Source organism: Agrobacterium vaccinii, from assembly GCF_021310995.1.
GTDB lineage: Bacteria > Pseudomonadota > Alphaproteobacteria > Rhizobiales > Rhizobiaceae > Agrobacterium > Agrobacterium vaccinii.
This window is the reverse complement of sequence record NZ_CP054150.1, coordinates 941,783-956,942: the sequence shown is the minus strand read 5'-3', so window position 1 is coordinate 956,942 and position 15,160 is coordinate 941,783. Positions and strand designations below refer to the sequence as shown.

The window sequence follows — 15,160 nt, the reverse complement described above, 5'->3', positions numbered from 1 at the left end:
CGCCTTTCTCCAAAGCGCGGGGCGCTACTTTTTTAACGGTACGGAATAATGACAGACGATTTCGACGACAGCTTTTCCGAGATTGGGCACGATGCATTCGACACCGCCCCGCTTCGACTGACCATCGATCTCGGCGCCCTTGCCGACAATTGGCGCGACATGGCCAGACGCTCCGGCAAGGCGCGCGCCAGTGCTGTTGTGAAGGCGGATGCCTATGGTATGGGCATCGAAGATTGCGGCTCTACGCTGTATCATGCGGGCGCACGGGATTTCTTCGTGGCGACCGTTGCCGAAGGCGCGACGCTGCGCCCGCACGCGCCCGAGGCCCGCATCTTCGTTCTCTCCGGCATCTGGCCCGGCCAGGAGCAACAGGTTTTCACCAACGACCTCGTTCCTGTTATCGCTTCCGAAGAACAGCTTTCTTTCTGGATGCGGCTTATGGCAGAGCGCGGCGATCACCCTTTCGCGCTGCATGTCGACACCGGCTTCAACCGGCTCGGTCTGCCGCTGGACGACGCATTGTTTCTGGCTGATGACGTGACCCGCCCAGCAAGTTTCGATCCTGTGCTGGTGCTCTCCCATCTGGCCTGCGCCGACACGCCGTCCTCACCAATGAACAAGGCACAGCTTGAATCATTCCGGCAGGTTAGCGCCGCTTTCGAAGGCATCGAATCAAGCCTTTCAGCCTCTGCCGGAATTTTCCTTGGCTCCGACTATCACTTCGATCTCACCCGCCCCGGCATTGCGCTTTATGGTGGGGAAGCAGTGAATGACATGGCAAACCCTATGCGCCCTGTTGCGAAAGCAGAAGCCCGCATCATCCAAATCCGCGAGGCGGGTGAAGGCCAGACCGTCAGTTATGGCGGCACCCACGTGCTGAAACGCGCCAGCCGTCTGGCAATCGCCTCAGTCGGTTATGCTGATGGCTATCACCGCTCGCTCTCCGGCTCTGGCATTCCGCTGCGCGATATGGGCAATGTCGGCGCATACGGCTTTATCGATGGTTACGAGGTGCCGGTTGCTGGTCGTGTGACGATGGATCTGACGATTTTCGATGTGACGGACGTACCTCCAAACGCCCTCCGCGCTGGCGACTACATCGAACTTTTCGGCCCCAACGTGCCCGTGGATGAGGTGGCACGCGCAGCAGGAACCATCAGTTACGAAATGTTGACCGGGCTTGGATTGCGTTATGAGCGACAATATCTGATCGAAGACGAGTAACGCTTTTCTTGCCTCTTGGAAAGAGCTGAAGACCTGTGCTATACGAGAACAAAAGGAGATCGAAATGACCGAAATCCATCTCAGCGAGCAGGATCGCAAGTTTATTGATGAGCAGGTCAAAGCGGGTGTGTACAGAAACGCTGACGCAGTTGTGCATGCTAGCTTGCGGTTGCTAAACAGCGATGAAGGTAAGAAAGCAGAACTTCAGCGCCTGATTCAGGAGGGGCTGGATGACGTCGAGGCCGGACGCGTTCATCACTATGATTCAGAAGAGGATTTCCTGAACGACATTCGCGCGTTATCGGCGCAGCAGAAAACGGGGACTGGTCATTAAAACGCGCAGCACTGTTTGGACCACTGCTGCCAGACTCGACGTCGCCAAGGATCACGCCTTCATCTCCGAAGAAAACATAGCGGCGGCCGATCGCCTCGCGCGAGATATCCGCAGAAAAGCTCATTCCATAGCCGAACTGGGGCTTACAGGTGTTTCCAAGGAAGCCTTCGGCCCCGGCGTCCGCAGCATCGCGTACCGAGAGCGACTGATTTTCTTTCGCGTTGAAGACACGGAACTGATCATTCTTCGCGTTCTACATGGCCATCAAAACATATCCAATATCGATTTCAAACAAGAAGAAAACTGACATTTATGGCCAAAGCCAAAACACAATTCATCTGCCAGAACTGCGGCACGGTCCACACCCGATGGGCGGGAAAATGCGAGGGCTGTGGTGAGTGGAACACCATTGTCGAAGAAGACCCGATGGGCGGTATCGGCTCTGGTCCGGGCAAGACGCCGAAGAAGGGCAGACCCGTCACCCTCACCTCTCTTTCCGGTGAGATCGAGGAGGCACCGCGCATCCCGACCGGCATGAGCGAGCTCGACCGGGCAACCGGCGGCGGCTTCGTGCGCGGGTCTGCGGTGTTGATCGGTGGCGATCCTGGCATTGGTAAATCGACGCTTCTGATGCAGGCGGCGGCGGCACTTTCGCGGCGCGGGCATCGCATCGTCTATGTTTCTGGCGAAGAGGCGGTGGCGCAGGTCCGGCTGCGCGCGCAGCGTCTGGGGGCTGCTGATACCGATGTTCTCTTGGCAGCGGAAACCAATGTCGAGGATATTCTAGCCACCATTTCCGAGGGCAAGCGCCCCGATCTGATCATCATCGACTCGATCCAGACGCTTTGGAGCGACACGGCTGATTCTGCGCCCGGAACCGTCACGCAGGTGCGCACCGGCGTGCAGGCCATGATCCGTTTTGCCAAACAGACGGGCGCGACCATGGTTCTCGTCGGCCACGTCACCAAGGACGGGCAAATCGCCGGTCCACGCGTCGTGGAACACATGGTGGATGCCGTGCTGTATTTCGAAGGCGATCGCGGCCACCATTACCGCATCCTGCGCACAGTGAAGAACCGTTTCGGTCCCACCGATGAAATCGGCGTGTTCGAAATGTCCGACAAGGGGTTGCGTGAGGTCTCCAATCCGTCTGAGCTGTTTCTGGGCGAGCGCAACGAGAAATCACCGGGTGCCGCCGTTTTTGCGGGCATGGAGGGCACGCGCCCCGTGCTGGTTGAGGTACAGGCTCTGGTCGCGCCCACGTCGCTCGGTACACCACGCCGTGCCGTCGTCGGCTGGGATTCGTCGCGGCTGGCCATGATCCTTGCCGTGCTCGAGGCCCATTGCGGCGTGAAGCTCGGCAGCCACGATGTTTACCTCAACGTTGCAGGCGGATATCGCATTTCGGAGCCTGCGGCAGATATGGCAATCGCCTCTGCACTGGTTTCATCGCTTGCCGGTCTTGCCCTGCCTGCCGATTGCGTCTATTTCGGCGAGGTCAGCCTTTCTGGCGCTGTCAGGCCTGTGTCTCACACGGGCCAGCGGCTGAAAGAGGCTGAGAAACTTGGCTTTTCCACCGCATTTCTGCCTTCGGCTTCTGCTGAATTGCCGAAAGCCTCAAAAGGGCGCTGGACTGAAATCGAGAGCCTGCCGGATTTGGTCTCGCGCATTGCGGGGTCGGGCAACCGGTTCAGACAGGTTCAGGAAGACGAATAATGATCCTTTCGTTGGCTAACCGGCTAGTGTAAGAGGATCGCAAATTGGCACAGTGGCACGTTCAAAGGTGTCGCGACCTCCGGAGTTGGTAAATGCCCATCACGATTTTCGACGGCATCGTTATCGCCGTTGTCCTGTTCTCCGCCGTTCTCGCCATGGTGCGAGGTTTTTCGCGCGAGATCCTGTCTATCGCAAGCTGGGGTGGTTCGGTCGCAGCCGCTTATTATCTTTACCCGGTCCTGTTGCCCTATGCGCGCAACTATACGGATGATGACAAGATCGCGATTGCCGGTTCGGCTGGCGTCATCTTCCTGATCGCGCTAATCATCATTTCGTTCATCACGTCGCGCATTGCCGATTTCATCATCGACAGCCGCATCGGCGCGCTGGATCGCACGTTGGGCTTTCTGTTCGGCGCGGCCCGAGGCATCCTGTTGTTGGTGGTCGCGGTCGCCTTCTGGAACTGGCTGGTAGACGTTAGAACACAGCCTGAATGGGTGACGCAGGCCAAGTCCAAGCCGTTCCTCGATGGCCTCGTGGCCAAGCTGGAAGCAGCGTTGCCTGATAATATCGAGCCGCAAATCAGGGCGCGCATCCTCGGCAAACCACCTGAGGGCGCCACGGAACAGACCCCTGCCGATGATGCCCCCGCAACAAATTCACCCGCACCGGCAAACTGACGTCAATGCGCGTCTTGCAATACATGCAAGGCGCGCTATTTGTGCTAGATATTCAATATAGGCAGCAGACAGACCCCACTGGCGCACCACCCGCCGGAGCGGTTTTTGTTTTTGGCAGTTAAGCAAAGGCAAGCCAGATGAATGAGCCGCTTTCGCAGTCCACCTTCAACGACATCATCAATGGCGACACTCTGCATGAAGAATGCGGCGTGTTCGGCGTTCTGGGGCACCCGGATGCAGCGGCCCTGACGGCCCTCGGTCTGCATGCTCTGCAACATCGCGGCCAGGAAGCCGCGGGCATGGTGTCCTTCGATGGCAAGCGTTTCTACCAGGAACGCCATATGGGCCTCGTTGGCGATCATTACACCAATCCTGTCACGCTTGCCCGCCTGCCAGGATCGATCTGCATCGGCCACACTCGTTATTCCACGACCGGTGAAGTGGCGTTGCGCAATGTGCAGCCACTGTTTGCCGAGCTGGAAGAAGGCGGCATTGCCGTTGCCCATAACGGTAACTTTACCAACGGCCTGACGCTGCGCCGCCAGATCATCGCAACCGGCGCCATCTGTCAGTCCACATCAGATACCGAAGTCGTTCTCCACCTCATCGCGCGCTCGCGCCACTCCTCCACCGCAGATCGCTTCATCGACGCCATCAGGCAGATGGAAGGCGGCTACTCGATGCTGGCGATGACGCGCACCAAGCTGATCGCCGCCCGCGATCCCACGGGCATCCGCCCGCTGGTCATGGGCGATCTCGATGGCAAGCCGATTTTCTGTTCGGAAACCTGCGCGCTGGATATTATCGGCGCAAAGTTCGTCCGAGACGTGGAAAATGGTGAAGTCATCATCTGCGAGATCCAGCCGGATGGTTCTGTCACCATCGATGCGCGCAAGCCGGTCAAGCCGCAGCCAGAGCGTCTTTGCCTGTTCGAATATGTCTATTTCGCCCGTCCCGATTCCGTCGTCGGTGGTCGCAACGTTTACACGACCCGCAAGAACATGGGCGCCATCCTTGCCAAGGAAGCGCCGCTCGAAGCAGACGTCGTGGTGCCGGTGCCGGATGGTGGAACGCCAGCAGCGCTCGGCTTTGCGCAGGAAAGCGGTATTCCGTTCGAATACGGCATCATCCGCAACCATTATGTTGGTCGTACCTTCATCGAGCCGACGCAGTCAATCCGCGCGCTCGGCGTGAAGCTAAAGCACTCGGCCAACCGGGCGATGATCGAAGGCAAGCGCGTCGTTCTGGTGGATGATTCCATCGTGCGCGGCACCACCTCGGTCAAGATCGTTCAGATGATCCGCGAGGCCGGTGCAAAGGAAGTTCACATCCGTGTTGCCAGCCCGATGATCTTCCACCCGGATTTTTACGGCATCGACACGCCTGACGCCGACAAGCTGCTGGCCAACCAGTATGCCAACGTCGAAGACATGGCGAAATTCATCGGCGTCGATTCGCTGGCGTTCCTGTCCATCAACGGTCTCTACCAGGCCGTGGGCGGTGTTGACCGCAACGACGCGCGCCCGCAGTTCACCGATCACTATTTTACCGGTGAATACCCCACTCGCCTGCTCGATAAGAACGGCGAATCCATGGGCAACAAGATTTCCATGCTGGCCAGCAACGGCTGATATTTGACATCCCTCATTCCTGTGCTTGTCACAGGAATCCAGCCACGGCGTGTCTGCGCCGTGAAAGAGCCTTAAGCGCGCGAGGACTTGCGCGCACTGGATCCCTGTGACAAGCACAGGGATGAGGAACTCTGGGCAACCAATCGGAGAAGAGGCCGGATTAAGCGTTCGGCGGGGGATTTTAGAAGCATGACCATCAACCTTAAAGGCCGCATCGCGCTCGTCACAGGCGCATCCCGTGGCATTGGCTACTTCACGGCGCTGGAACTGGCAAAAGCAGGCGCGCATGTCATCGCATGCGCACGCACCGTGGGCGGTCTCGAAGACCTGGATGATGCCATCAAGGCTGCGGGCGGCACCGCGACGCTGGTGCCGTTCGATCTGGCCGATATGAACGCTATCGATGCGCTGGGCGCTTCCATCAACGAGCGTTGGGGCAAGCTGGATATTCTCGTCGCCAATGCTGGCGTTCTCGGCGTCATCTCTCCTGTCGGCCATATCGAGGCAAAGGTGTTTGAGAAGGTGATGACCATCAACGTCACCGCGACGTGGCGGTTGATCCGCTCGGTCGAGCCGCTGCTGCTGAAATCCGATGCTGGCCGTGCCCTTATCCTCTCCTCCGGCGCGCCACATTCCTGTCGCCCGTTCTGGGGTGCGTACTCTACCTCCAAGGCTGCCGTAGAAGCACTGGCCCGCACATGGGCGGCGGAAACGGAAGCAACGGCGCTGCGCGTCAACAGCATCAATCCCGGCGCCACCCGTACTGCCATGCGCGCACAGGCCATGCCGGGCGAAGACCCTGATACCCTGCCCCATCCATCCGAGGTCGCTGCCGCGATTCTGCCGCTGGCTGCACCGGACGCTACGGCAACGGGCAAGATTTACGTCGTCAGAGACAAAAAATTCGTCAGTTACCGGATGCCTGAATGACGATGATGATCGGTGCGTCATCGCGCACCAATCTCTCTTGACCAAATCGGCCTGCCGTTTCATAACGCAAGCCATGAAAACAACGATCTGCTGCTGTTGCTGAGTTAAATTTTGCTGGTCTCACACCCGGCCAGATCGTTTTCGTCTCCCGAAAGGTCAAAAGCAGACAAACGTTCCGGCTGGGGAAACTGATTGCCCTTGAGGAAGAGCCATGTCCTTGCGCCTGAAACTCCACAACACACTGACCCGCGAAAAGGCTGAGTTTCAGCCGATCGATGCAAATAATGTGCGCATGTATGTCTGCGGCCCAACGGTCTACGATTTCGCCCATATCGGCAATGCCCGCCCCGTCATCGTGTTCGACGTGCTCTACCGGCTGCTGCGCCATGTCTATGGCGACGCGCATGTCACCTATGCCCGCAACATCACCGACGTCGATGACAAGATCAACGCACGCGCCCTGCGCGACTACCCCAACCTGCCGCTGAATGACGCCATCCATGCGGTGACGGAAAAGACGGCGCAGCAGTTTCATGACGATGTCGCCATGCTCGGCTGCCTTGAGCCAACCGTGGAGCCGCGAGCCACCGATAACATTCCCCAGATGATCGAGATCATTGAAAAGCTGATCGCGCGCGGCCACGCCTATGTCGCCAGCGGCGAAGTGCTGTTCGACACCAAATCCATGAGCGGTTACGGTCAGCTTTCCAAGCGTCCGCTGGATGAGCAGCAGGCCGGTGCGCGTGTCGCGGTCGAGGTGCACAAGAAAAGCCCCGGCGATTTCGTTCTGTGGAAGCTTTCCAGTCACAACGAGCCCGGCTGGGAAAGCCCCTGGGGTCGCGGTCGTCCGGGCTGGCATATCGAATGTTCGGCCATGAGCGAGCGCTACCTCGGCGAAACCTTCGACATTCATGGCGGCGGGCTGGACCTGATCTTCCCCCACCACGAAAACGAAATCGCCCAATCCCGTTGCGCCCACGGTACCCATGTCATGGCCAATGTCTGGATGCACAACGGTTTCGTGCAGGTCGAAGGCCGCAAGATGTCGAAATCCGACGGCAATTTCATCACGATACATGAGCTGCTACATACGGAAAAATTCGGTGGACGGAAGTGGCCGGGTGAAGTGCTGCGTCTGGCGATGCTGATGACGCATTACCGCGAACCGATCGATTTTTCGGTGAAGCGATTGGAGGAAGCATACGCCACTTTGTTGAACTGGAAAGAAGCCATGTTGAATAAGGGGCTGTCTTGGCAGGATGGGAATAGCGATTATTATGCTGATATTCCACCCTCTTCCAAGTTTATTGAAGCCTTGGCAAACGATCTCAACAGCAGTGCCGCGATCGCTGAACTTCATAGGCTTTCCAAGTCAAACAGTATTGAAGATGGTCACGCGATGTTCGCTAATTTGTCGCTCGTGGGAGTGATCGATTTCGAAAGTATGCAAGTGTGGGAAGTCGAAGAAGAACGCAAGAGCGTCGCTGGCAGCCCGCTTTCTTCAGCTGTAGACGCGCTTGTCGCCATGCGGTTGGAGATGCTGAAGGCGAAGAATTTTGCGGAAGCGGATCGTATTCGTGATGAGCTGTCGGCGAAGGGCGTCCAGTTGACGGATGGCAAGGATAAGGACAGCGGTGAGCGGGTGACGACTTGGGAGATAAAGCGATAGGCAGTTCCCACGATAGTTCAGAGGTTGCCGCTCACCCCCCTCTGTCCTGCTGGACATCTCCCCCACAGGTGGGGAGATCGACTCGCCTTTAGCTTTCGACCATCTCCTACGCCGAGGTAAAAGCGATGTCCGAGCGCCCAGCCAATCTCCCTCCTTGTGGGGGAGATGTCCGGCAGGACAGAGGGGGGTGAGTCACAAACTCCAACCCAACGATGAAGCTGACGCAACCACGGCTACAATCGACTTGCGATTTCGGGCTCGTTCGACCAATCTCTGGTCGAAACCAGACGAAGAGCTAATCATGCCCCACGCAGACGTGAAACCGCAGCATCGCGCTTACGCGCGGCAAATGCGAAAAACGATGACCGACGCGGAGCTAAAACTCTGGAATGCTATTCGCGCCCATCGTTTGGAAGGGATAAGTTTCCGGCGGCAAATGCCAGTTGCCGGGTATATCGTTGATTTCGCTTGCTCAGATCATCGCCTCATTATCGAGATAGACGGCTCTCAACATACACAGAACGCGGCCATTATGTATGACGATGAAAGAACCGCTCGGCTTCAAAAAGACGGCTGGACCGTCATCCGTTTCTGGAACGATGACATCCTGCGCGATATCGATAACGTCTGCCTCCACATCATCAGAACAATTGGGGAGCATCGGCCATGACAACTCACACCGGCGGGTGCCAATGCGGTGCCATCCGTTTTCGAGTCGACGGTGACCTGACGGACAGTTCCATCTGCCATTGCCGCATGTGCCAGAAGGCGTTCGGAGCCTATTATGCGCCGCTGGTGTCCGTGCGTGGCAAGAACTTCGCGTGGACGCGAGGCGAGCCGAAGCGGTTTCGGTCTTCCGATGTGGTGAGCCGTGGTTTTTGTGGCGATTGTGGCACGCCGCTGACCTATGAGGCGCCTGACGGTATGGCGGTTGCCGCCGGGGCGTTTGATGATCCCTCGGCATTTCCGCCGTCGATCCAGTGGGGGGTCGAAAAGAAAGTCGCGTTTGTGGATCGCCTTCACACCCTGCCCGCCGTGCCGACGGAAGATGACCTGACATCCGTGGACTATCTGGCCAACCTCGTGTCTTATCAGCATCCTGATCACGATACCGATGCATGACCTAAGGAGAAGGACAGATGAGTGATGCGGGTTATTCCGGCGGATGCCAGTGCGGCGCGGTGCGGTTTCATGCGGGCAAGCTTGGTCGCCCATCCATCTGCCATTGCCGCATGTGCCAGAAACATTTCGGCAATTTCTTCGGCGCGCTGGTGACAGCGGATCAGGCGCATCTGACGTGGACGCGCGGGCAGCCCAGCCTCTTCCGCTCATCTGCCAAAATCCATCGTGGCTTTTGCAACAAATGCGGTACGCCGTTGACCTATCATCATCCCGGCGGCGTGGAGATCGCCATCGGCGCCTTCGATCACCCGCAGGAGATCGAGCCGCAGGTTCAGGTGAACACGCATATGCAGATGCCGTGGATCAAGGCGCTGTTCGACAAGCCAACTGCGGAGCAAAGTCTGGATGAGAGCTCCATGGTCTCCTACCAACACCCTGATCACGACACCTACGTCTGGCCGCCGGAAGATAATGTGAACCCATGACAGCAACGGCATACTCCGGCGGTTGCCAGTGTGGTGCCGTGCGCTACAGGATCGATGGCGATATCCGCTATCCGCATGTCTGCCACTGCCGCATGTGCCAGAAGGCCTCGGGCAACTACTTCCTGCCGCTTGGCGCAAGCAGCCGTGATCGCTTCACTTTGACCAGAGGAGAGCCGAACTGGTTTTACTCCTCCGAACACGTTCGACGCGGCTTTTGTGGATTATGCGGTACGCCGTTATTCTATGATATTCCAGGCATGGATTTCATCAATGTCACACTTGGTTCGCTGGATGATCCGCAGAGCATCTCGCCCGAGGCACAATCGAATCTTTCCAACAAGATGGGCTGGTTTGCTCATCTCGATACCCTGCCTGTAGAGCCGGAAAGCGGTGCAGCGCAGACCGTTCAAAACCGCCAGCATCCAGACGAAGATACCTCGCATTGGCCACCACAGGAAAAGACGACATGAGCGAAGAATTGCGCAGCTTCTACCCGGAAATCGAACCCTTCGAAACCGGCATACTGGATGTCGGCGATGGCCATGTGATCTATTGGGAGCGGGTCGGCACTAAGGGCGGCAAACCTGCCGTCTTCCTGCATGGCGGCCCCGGCGGTGGGGTTACCCCCACGCAGCGGCGGGTGTTCGATCCCGCGCTTTACGATGTCATCCTGTTCGACCAGCGCGGCTGCGGGCGCTCCACGCCGCATGCGTCGCTGGACGCCAACACCACTTGGCATCTGGTGGCGGACATGGAGAGGCTGCGGGAAAAATTCGGCTTCGAGACATGGCAGGTTTTCGGCGGTTCCTGGGGTTCAACGCTGGCGCTTGCCTACGCCGAGACTCATCCTGAGCGGGTGAGCGAGCTCGTGCTGCGCGGCATCTACACGCTGACCAAGCCGGAGCTGGACTGGTACTACCAGTTCGGCGTGTCCGAAATGTACCCGGACCGCTGGGAAACTTTCATCGCACCCATCCCCGAAGCCGAGCGCCACGAGACGATGGTGGCCTATAATCGCTATCTGACCGGCACGGACGAGAAAAAGAAACTGGAATGCGCCAAGGCCTGGAGCCAATGGGAAGGCGCAACGATCTCGCTGGTTACGGATCACACGCGCGTGGAAGAATTCGGTGAGGACCAATATGCCATCGCCTTTGCCCGTATCGAAACGCATTACTTCGTCAATGCCGGGTGGTTCGAGGACGGCCAGTTGCTTCGCGATGCCTATAAGCTGAAAGACATTCCCGGCGTCATCGTCCACGGGCGCTATGACATGCCCTGCCCGCTGAAATATGCATGGCAGCTTTCCAAGGCATGGCCGAAGGCCGATCTGCACATTGTCGAAGCCGCAGGCCACGCGCTGAGCGAACCCGGCATTCTTGATCAACTCATCCGCGCGACGGATCGCTTCGCGGGCAAGTAAAGCCAATCATTACAGATACCTGTTTGTGCCGCCTGATATTCCGATTCAGGCGACACATTCGTTTTTTGAACAAATGAAGCTTTTCTCACCGCATGCTTCACGCAAATGAATTGGTATATAACGCCGGACAGGAATAGGCCGGTGCTATCCGATGAGATTGGTAGCTCCAATGGCCGTGAACCAGACAACAGAGACCTCGCAACCCGGCGATGGCGTGCGTGGCTTTGCCTACGCTTTTACCTCCTACATCCTGTGGGGTTTCCTACCGTTTTACATGAAGGCCGTCGCGCATGTGTCGCCGTTCGAGGTCATCGCGCACCGTGTCATCTGGTCAGTACCCATCGCCGCGGCCGTGCTCATCCTTCTCGGGCGCACCGCCGAAATCAGAAAAGCACTGACAACGCCGCGCATGCTGGCCATGGCGTGCCTGACGGCAACCATTATCAGCATCAACTGGGGCGTCTATATCTGGGCCATCGGCAGCGGTCGTGCGCTGGATGCCGCGCTTGGTTACTTCATCAATCCGCTGTTCAGCATTTTTCTGGGTGCCGTGCTGTTGAAGGAAAACCTCAGCCGTTTCCAGATATCGGCCATCGCCCTCTCCGCGCTGGCCGTCGCCCTGCTGACGTGGCACGCGGGCAGCCTGCCATGGGTTTCCGTCGCCTTGACGGTATCCTGGGGCTTTTACGCCTTCTTTCGCAAGACGTTGCCCATCGGCCCGACGCAGGGTTTTCTGCTGGAAGTGCTGCTGCTGACGCCGCCGGCGCTTGCCTTCATCGTCTATCTCATGAGCACGGGTCAGGCGCATTTCATGGCGGGAACGCCCACAGATACCTGGCTGCTGATCGCCAGCGGTATCGTAACCGCTACACCGCTTATTCTCTACGGCAATGGCGCAAAGCTGCTGAAGCTGTCAACCATTGGCATTATGCAATATATCGCGCCATCGATGATCTTCATCATCGCTGTCTTCATCTTCAAAGAACCGTTCGACACGGTGCGCCTCGTGGCCTTCATCATGATCTGGGCGGCGCTGTTGATCTACACCGTGCCTGGACTGATCAGCAGCCGAAAAGCGAAATAAGCTTTAGAGCTGGGAGATGACGGACGGATCGCCCTCGGGGTTCTGCTGGGCTGCGGCGCGTTCGATGATGGCGGAAACGACATTCTCGATCTGGTCGATCACCAGCGGGTTCAGCAGATGCGCGCGGTGGATGAAGCCCTGATCGCGCATATGGCGTATCAGTTCCAGCATCGGGTCCCAGAAACCGTTGATGTTGGCGAAGACCATCGGCTTGGCATGGCGGCCAAGCTGCGCCCAGGTCATGATCTCGACGATCTCTTCCAACGTGCCGATGCCACCGGGCAGGGTCACGAACGCATCCGATCGCTCGAACATCATGTGCTTGCGCTCATGCATGTCCTTGGTGATGATCAATTCGTTCAATTGTCCGAGAGAATGGCGTGTGGCCTCCATATCCACTAGAAATTCCGGTATGATGCCCGTAACTTCGCCGCCACTGGCCAGAACGCCGCTTGCCACGGCACCCATGATGCCCTTGGTACCACCGCCATAAATAAGGCGCAGGCCGTTTTCAGCGATGGATTTGCCGAGTGCGCGGCCCGCTTCCATATAGGCCGGATCACGTCCGGGCTGGGAACCGCAGTAAACGCAGATGGATCGAATCGATGTATTTTCTTCACTCATGGGCTGAAGGAACATCGGGGCAGCCGATCCGTCAAGAAAATTTGGGGGATGACAGGCTGGAAACGCTGCTTTTGCGGGCCTCCCGCTTGTATGAGCGTAACTTAGACGCTAGCTATCGCAACTTGAAGACAGGAAAGTTACCCGGAGATTGATGATGAACAATAAAAGGGCCGGACTGCTGGCGCTTATCGTGCTTGGCGTCGCGACGCTTCTCATGGTCTTCTTCGTTCTTCCACGCATGTCCACAGACGACAAGCCGATTGGTGATGCCATCAATCAGGCTGGCAACGACGTCAAGAACAGCCTGGAAATGGGTAGCGACAAAGCAGGTGACCTCCTGTCCGACGCCGCAAAAGAGACGACCAATATTGCCGAGAAGGTTGGACGTCTGGCTGAATCGGCAACCCAGTCCATCAAGGACATGACGGGCCGCTTCGCCGACAACAACGTGCCGTCCAACGAAGACTTCGCAGCCGCGCGCAAGAAGGTCGAGGATTCGCTGAAGGAACTGGACAATGTCGATATTCCAGAAGCGCTGGACGAGAACAACTCGCGCCTGATCACCACGGCACGCACGGCAGCGGAAAGAACGATCGCCTTCCTACGCGGTCTGCCTGCGGATGCGCGGGAAGCAGCTGCACAGGTTCGCCGCCTGCCCGGCGTGTTTGCCGGCACGGATGATGGCGCACCGGTACCAGTCGCGCCTGCAACACCGACACCTGCTGCCCCTGCTACCGCACCTGCCGATGCGGCACAGCTTCCGACCTTCGATGTGCTCCGCGTTGAGCCGGATGGCTCTGCGGTCATCGCTGGCAAGGCAACACCGGGCTCGAAGCTCGATATCATCAACAACGGTCAGGTCATTGCACGGACGACGGTTGAAGGCAGCGGCGATTTTGCGGCCGTTCTCGACAACCCTCTGCCACCCGGCGACCACGAAATCGTGCTGCGCGCTACCGGTAAGGATGGCAAGGCAGCACAATCTCAGGAAACCGCAACGGTTTCCGTGCCAGCACAAAAGAACGGCGAACTTCTTGCCATGGTCACCACGCCGGGCAAGGCAAGCCGCGTCATGACCATGCCGGACGCCGCGTCGCCTGCCCTGCAAGCACCAGCGACGACGAATAACGAAACCGCCGCCGCCCAGTCGCAGCCAGGCAACGCTGCACCTGCGCAGAACGGTTCAGCACCGACAGCCCCTGCCGCGACCCCAGGTCAAGCGCCAGCAGCAAGCTCCACGGAAACGCCGTCCATTCGCGTGGTGGCCGTCGAGTTCGAGGGCACGAAGATTTTCGTTGCCGGTTCTGCACCTGCAAACACGACAGTCCGCGTGCTGGTGGATGACAAGCAGATCGGCAGTGCCAAGGCGGAAGCTTCGGGCAGTTTCGTCATCGAAGGTGATGTCGATCTTTCCGTCGGCAACCACATCGTCACGGCGGAAGCACTTGATGCGGCTGGCAACGTCACCGTCCGCGTCCGGGTGCCCTTCGCGCGCCCCGCAACGGATCAGGCGACCGTGGCCATGCAGCAGGCACCCGCACAGCCCGCGACACCCAACACCACAGCCGCTCCTCAACAGGATCCGGGCGTGGTCAGCGACCGCACGGCATTCGAAGCCCTGCGCGACGATGTCACCAAGGCATTCGCCATCCTTTCCGGTCTTTACAAGGACGGCAAGACGCCTGCTCTGGAAGAGGTCGCCGCTGCGAAATCCGCCACGTCGATTGCGTTGCGCTCCCTTTCGGAGTTCCGCACGGCGGCGACTGCCGATCCGGCCTTTACCGCCTTCGTCGCTGACATCACTGCCAAGGCCCGCGCGCTGTATGCCGTCATCGATGGTTTACCGAACGATGTCGCAGCCATCGGCAAGCAGATTGCCGGGCTGACGGATCGTTTCGCGGAACTGAATGCGGAAGCCCCCGTCACGGCGGAACCGACTTCCGCGCAGGCTCAGACACCTGCACTTGCTCAGAGCGGTCCCAGAACCTTCGAACAGGCACCCCTCGCCCATAGCGACAGCGCCGTCATCATTCGTCGGGGCGATACGCTGTGGCAGATTTCGCGCCGCGTCTACGGCCAGGGCGTGCGTTACACCACGATCTATCTTGCCAATCAGGACCAGATCAAAAACCCGGATCTGATCGAACCCGGCCAGATTTTTGGTGTTCCCGAAAACGCCCTGCCGAATGCGGAAGAACTGCACCGCAAGCGGATGACGGGCAAGTAAGCAGCGTCTTG

16 protein-coding genes are annotated in these 15,160 nt (G+C 58.4%); 15 read left to right on the top strand and 1 reads right to left on the bottom strand.

Annotated features, from left to right (window positions below; genetic code table 11):
* The first annotated feature begins 48 nt into the window (after positions 1–48).
* From alr to rarD, 14 genes are all read left to right on the top strand, one after another.
* Entirely contained in the window at positions 49–1,224 is a 1,176-nt protein-coding gene (gene alr, locus HRR99_RS04850) for an alanine racemase (protein ID WP_233122979.1), read from the top strand.
* Positions 1,225–1,288: 64 nt separating this feature from the next.
* Positions 1,289–1,558, top strand: coding sequence for a type II toxin-antitoxin system ParD family antitoxin (locus HRR99_RS04845; RefSeq protein ID WP_233122978.1), 270 nt, complete (start codon positions 1,289–1,291; stop codon positions 1,556–1,558).
* The gene (locus tag HRR99_RS23255; protein WP_422387306.1) at positions 1,548–1,865 is read left to right on the top strand and encodes a type II toxin-antitoxin system RelE/ParE family toxin; all 318 of its coding nucleotides are present in this window, start codon (positions 1,548–1,550) and stop codon (positions 1,863–1,865) included. The genes HRR99_RS04845 and HRR99_RS23255 overlap by 11 nt, the downstream gene beginning before the upstream one ends.
* A 5-nt stretch (positions 1,866–1,870) precedes the next feature.
* Positions 1,871–3,274 (top strand): DNA repair protein RadA, encoded by a 1,404-nt coding sequence (gene radA, locus HRR99_RS04840; RefSeq protein WP_045231819.1) that lies wholly within the window; start codon positions 1,871–1,873, stop codon positions 3,272–3,274.
* 92 nt (positions 3,275–3,366) lie between these two features.
* Positions 3,367–3,954: a CvpA family protein gene (locus tag HRR99_RS04835; RefSeq protein WP_045231818.1), complete on the top strand. Its 588-nt coding sequence runs from the start codon at positions 3,367–3,369 to the stop codon at positions 3,952–3,954.
* Positions 3,955–4,091: 137 nt separating this feature from the next.
* Positions 4,092–5,585 (top strand): amidophosphoribosyltransferase, encoded by a 1,494-nt coding sequence (gene purF, locus HRR99_RS04830; protein WP_233122977.1) that lies wholly within the window; start codon positions 4,092–4,094, stop codon positions 5,583–5,585.
* Positions 5,586–5,774: 189 nt separating this feature from the next.
* Complete coding sequence (locus HRR99_RS04825) at positions 5,775–6,515, top strand: SDR family NAD(P)-dependent oxidoreductase (protein WP_111839730.1); 741 nt, start codon at positions 5,775–5,777, stop codon at positions 6,513–6,515.
* Between the two features lie 211 nt (positions 6,516–6,726).
* Entirely contained in the window at positions 6,727–8,184 is a 1,458-nt protein-coding gene (gene cysS, locus HRR99_RS04820) for a cysteine--tRNA ligase (RefSeq protein WP_233122976.1), read from the top strand.
* 301 nt (positions 8,185–8,485) lie between these two features.
* Positions 8,486–8,854 (top strand): endonuclease domain-containing protein, encoded by a 369-nt coding sequence (locus tag HRR99_RS04815; protein WP_233122975.1) that lies wholly within the window; start codon positions 8,486–8,488, stop codon positions 8,852–8,854.
* Positions 8,851–9,306: a GFA family protein gene (locus HRR99_RS04810; RefSeq protein WP_233122974.1), complete on the top strand. Its 456-nt coding sequence runs from the start codon at positions 8,851–8,853 to the stop codon at positions 9,304–9,306. The genes HRR99_RS04815 and HRR99_RS04810 overlap by 4 nt, the downstream gene beginning before the upstream one ends.
* 17 nt (positions 9,307–9,323) lie before the next feature.
* Complete coding sequence (locus tag HRR99_RS04805; protein ID WP_233122973.1) at positions 9,324–9,791, top strand: GFA family protein; 468 nt, start codon at positions 9,324–9,326, stop codon at positions 9,789–9,791.
* Positions 9,788–10,261 (top strand): GFA family protein, encoded by a 474-nt coding sequence (locus HRR99_RS04800; RefSeq protein WP_233122972.1) that lies wholly within the window; start codon positions 9,788–9,790, stop codon positions 10,259–10,261. The genes HRR99_RS04805 and HRR99_RS04800 overlap by 4 nt, the downstream gene beginning before the upstream one ends.
* Entirely contained in the window at positions 10,258–11,214 is a 957-nt protein-coding gene (gene pip / locus HRR99_RS04795; RefSeq protein ID WP_233122971.1) for a prolyl aminopeptidase, read from the top strand. The genes HRR99_RS04800 and pip overlap by 4 nt, the downstream gene beginning before the upstream one ends.
* Positions 11,215–11,383: 169 nt before the next feature.
* A complete protein-coding gene (gene rarD, locus HRR99_RS04790) occupies positions 11,384–12,298 on the top strand; it encodes an EamA family transporter RarD (protein ID WP_233123421.1) in 915 nt (304 codons plus the stop codon).
* Between the two features lie 3 nt (positions 12,299–12,301).
* Here the strand turns inward: rarD and HRR99_RS04785 are convergent, their stop codons facing one another.
* Positions 12,302–12,922, bottom strand: a complete 621-nt coding sequence (locus HRR99_RS04785; RefSeq protein ID WP_233122970.1) for an LOG family protein — start codon at positions 12,920–12,922, stop codon at positions 12,302–12,304.
* Between the two features lie 154 nt (positions 12,923–13,076).
* On the opposite strand from HRR99_RS04785, the gene HRR99_RS04780 reads away from it, so the two are divergent.
* Entirely contained in the window at positions 13,077–15,149 is a 2,073-nt protein-coding gene (locus HRR99_RS04780) for a LysM peptidoglycan-binding domain-containing protein (protein WP_233122969.1), read from the top strand.
* Positions 15,150–15,160 lie beyond the last annotated feature (11 nt).

Bases quoted from the DNA above. Each gene is read 5' to 3' on its own strand.
- HRR99_RS04835 (WP_045231818.1), top strand. From the start codon at position 3,367: ATGCCCATCACGATTTTCGACGGCATCGTTATCGCCGTTGTCCTGTTC.
- radA (WP_045231819.1), top strand. From the start codon at position 1,871: ATGGCCAAAGCCAAAACACAATTCATCTGCCAGAACTGCGGCACGGTC.
- alr (WP_233122979.1), top strand. From the start codon at position 49: ATGACAGACGATTTCGACGACAGCTTTTCCGAGATTGGGCACGATGCA.
- HRR99_RS04825 (WP_111839730.1), top strand. From the start codon at position 5,775: ATGACCATCAACCTTAAAGGCCGCATCGCGCTCGTCACAGGCGCATCC.
- HRR99_RS04780 (WP_233122969.1), top strand. From the start codon at position 13,077: ATGAACAATAAAAGGGCCGGACTGCTGGCGCTTATCGTGCTTGGCGTC.
- HRR99_RS04810 (WP_233122974.1), top strand. From the start codon at position 8,851: ATGACAACTCACACCGGCGGGTGCCAATGCGGTGCCATCCGTTTTCGA.
- HRR99_RS04800 (WP_233122972.1), top strand. From the start codon at position 9,788: ATGACAGCAACGGCATACTCCGGCGGTTGCCAGTGTGGTGCCGTGCGC.
- HRR99_RS04815 (WP_233122975.1), top strand. From the start codon at position 8,486: ATGCCCCACGCAGACGTGAAACCGCAGCATCGCGCTTACGCGCGGCAA.
- pip (WP_233122971.1), top strand. From the start codon at position 10,258: ATGAGCGAAGAATTGCGCAGCTTCTACCCGGAAATCGAACCCTTCGAA.
- rarD (WP_233123421.1), top strand. From the start codon at position 11,384: ATGGCCGTGAACCAGACAACAGAGACCTCGCAACCCGGCGATGGCGTG.
- HRR99_RS04845 (WP_233122978.1), top strand. From the start codon at position 1,289: ATGACCGAAATCCATCTCAGCGAGCAGGATCGCAAGTTTATTGATGAG.
- HRR99_RS04785 (WP_233122970.1), bottom strand. From the start codon at position 12,922: ATGAGTGAAGAAAATACATCGATTCGATCCATCTGCGTTTACTGCGGT.
- cysS (WP_233122976.1), top strand. From the start codon at position 6,727: ATGTCCTTGCGCCTGAAACTCCACAACACACTGACCCGCGAAAAGGCT.
- HRR99_RS04805 (WP_233122973.1), top strand. From the start codon at position 9,324: ATGAGTGATGCGGGTTATTCCGGCGGATGCCAGTGCGGCGCGGTGCGG.
- purF (WP_233122977.1), top strand. From the start codon at position 4,092: ATGAATGAGCCGCTTTCGCAGTCCACCTTCAACGACATCATCAATGGC.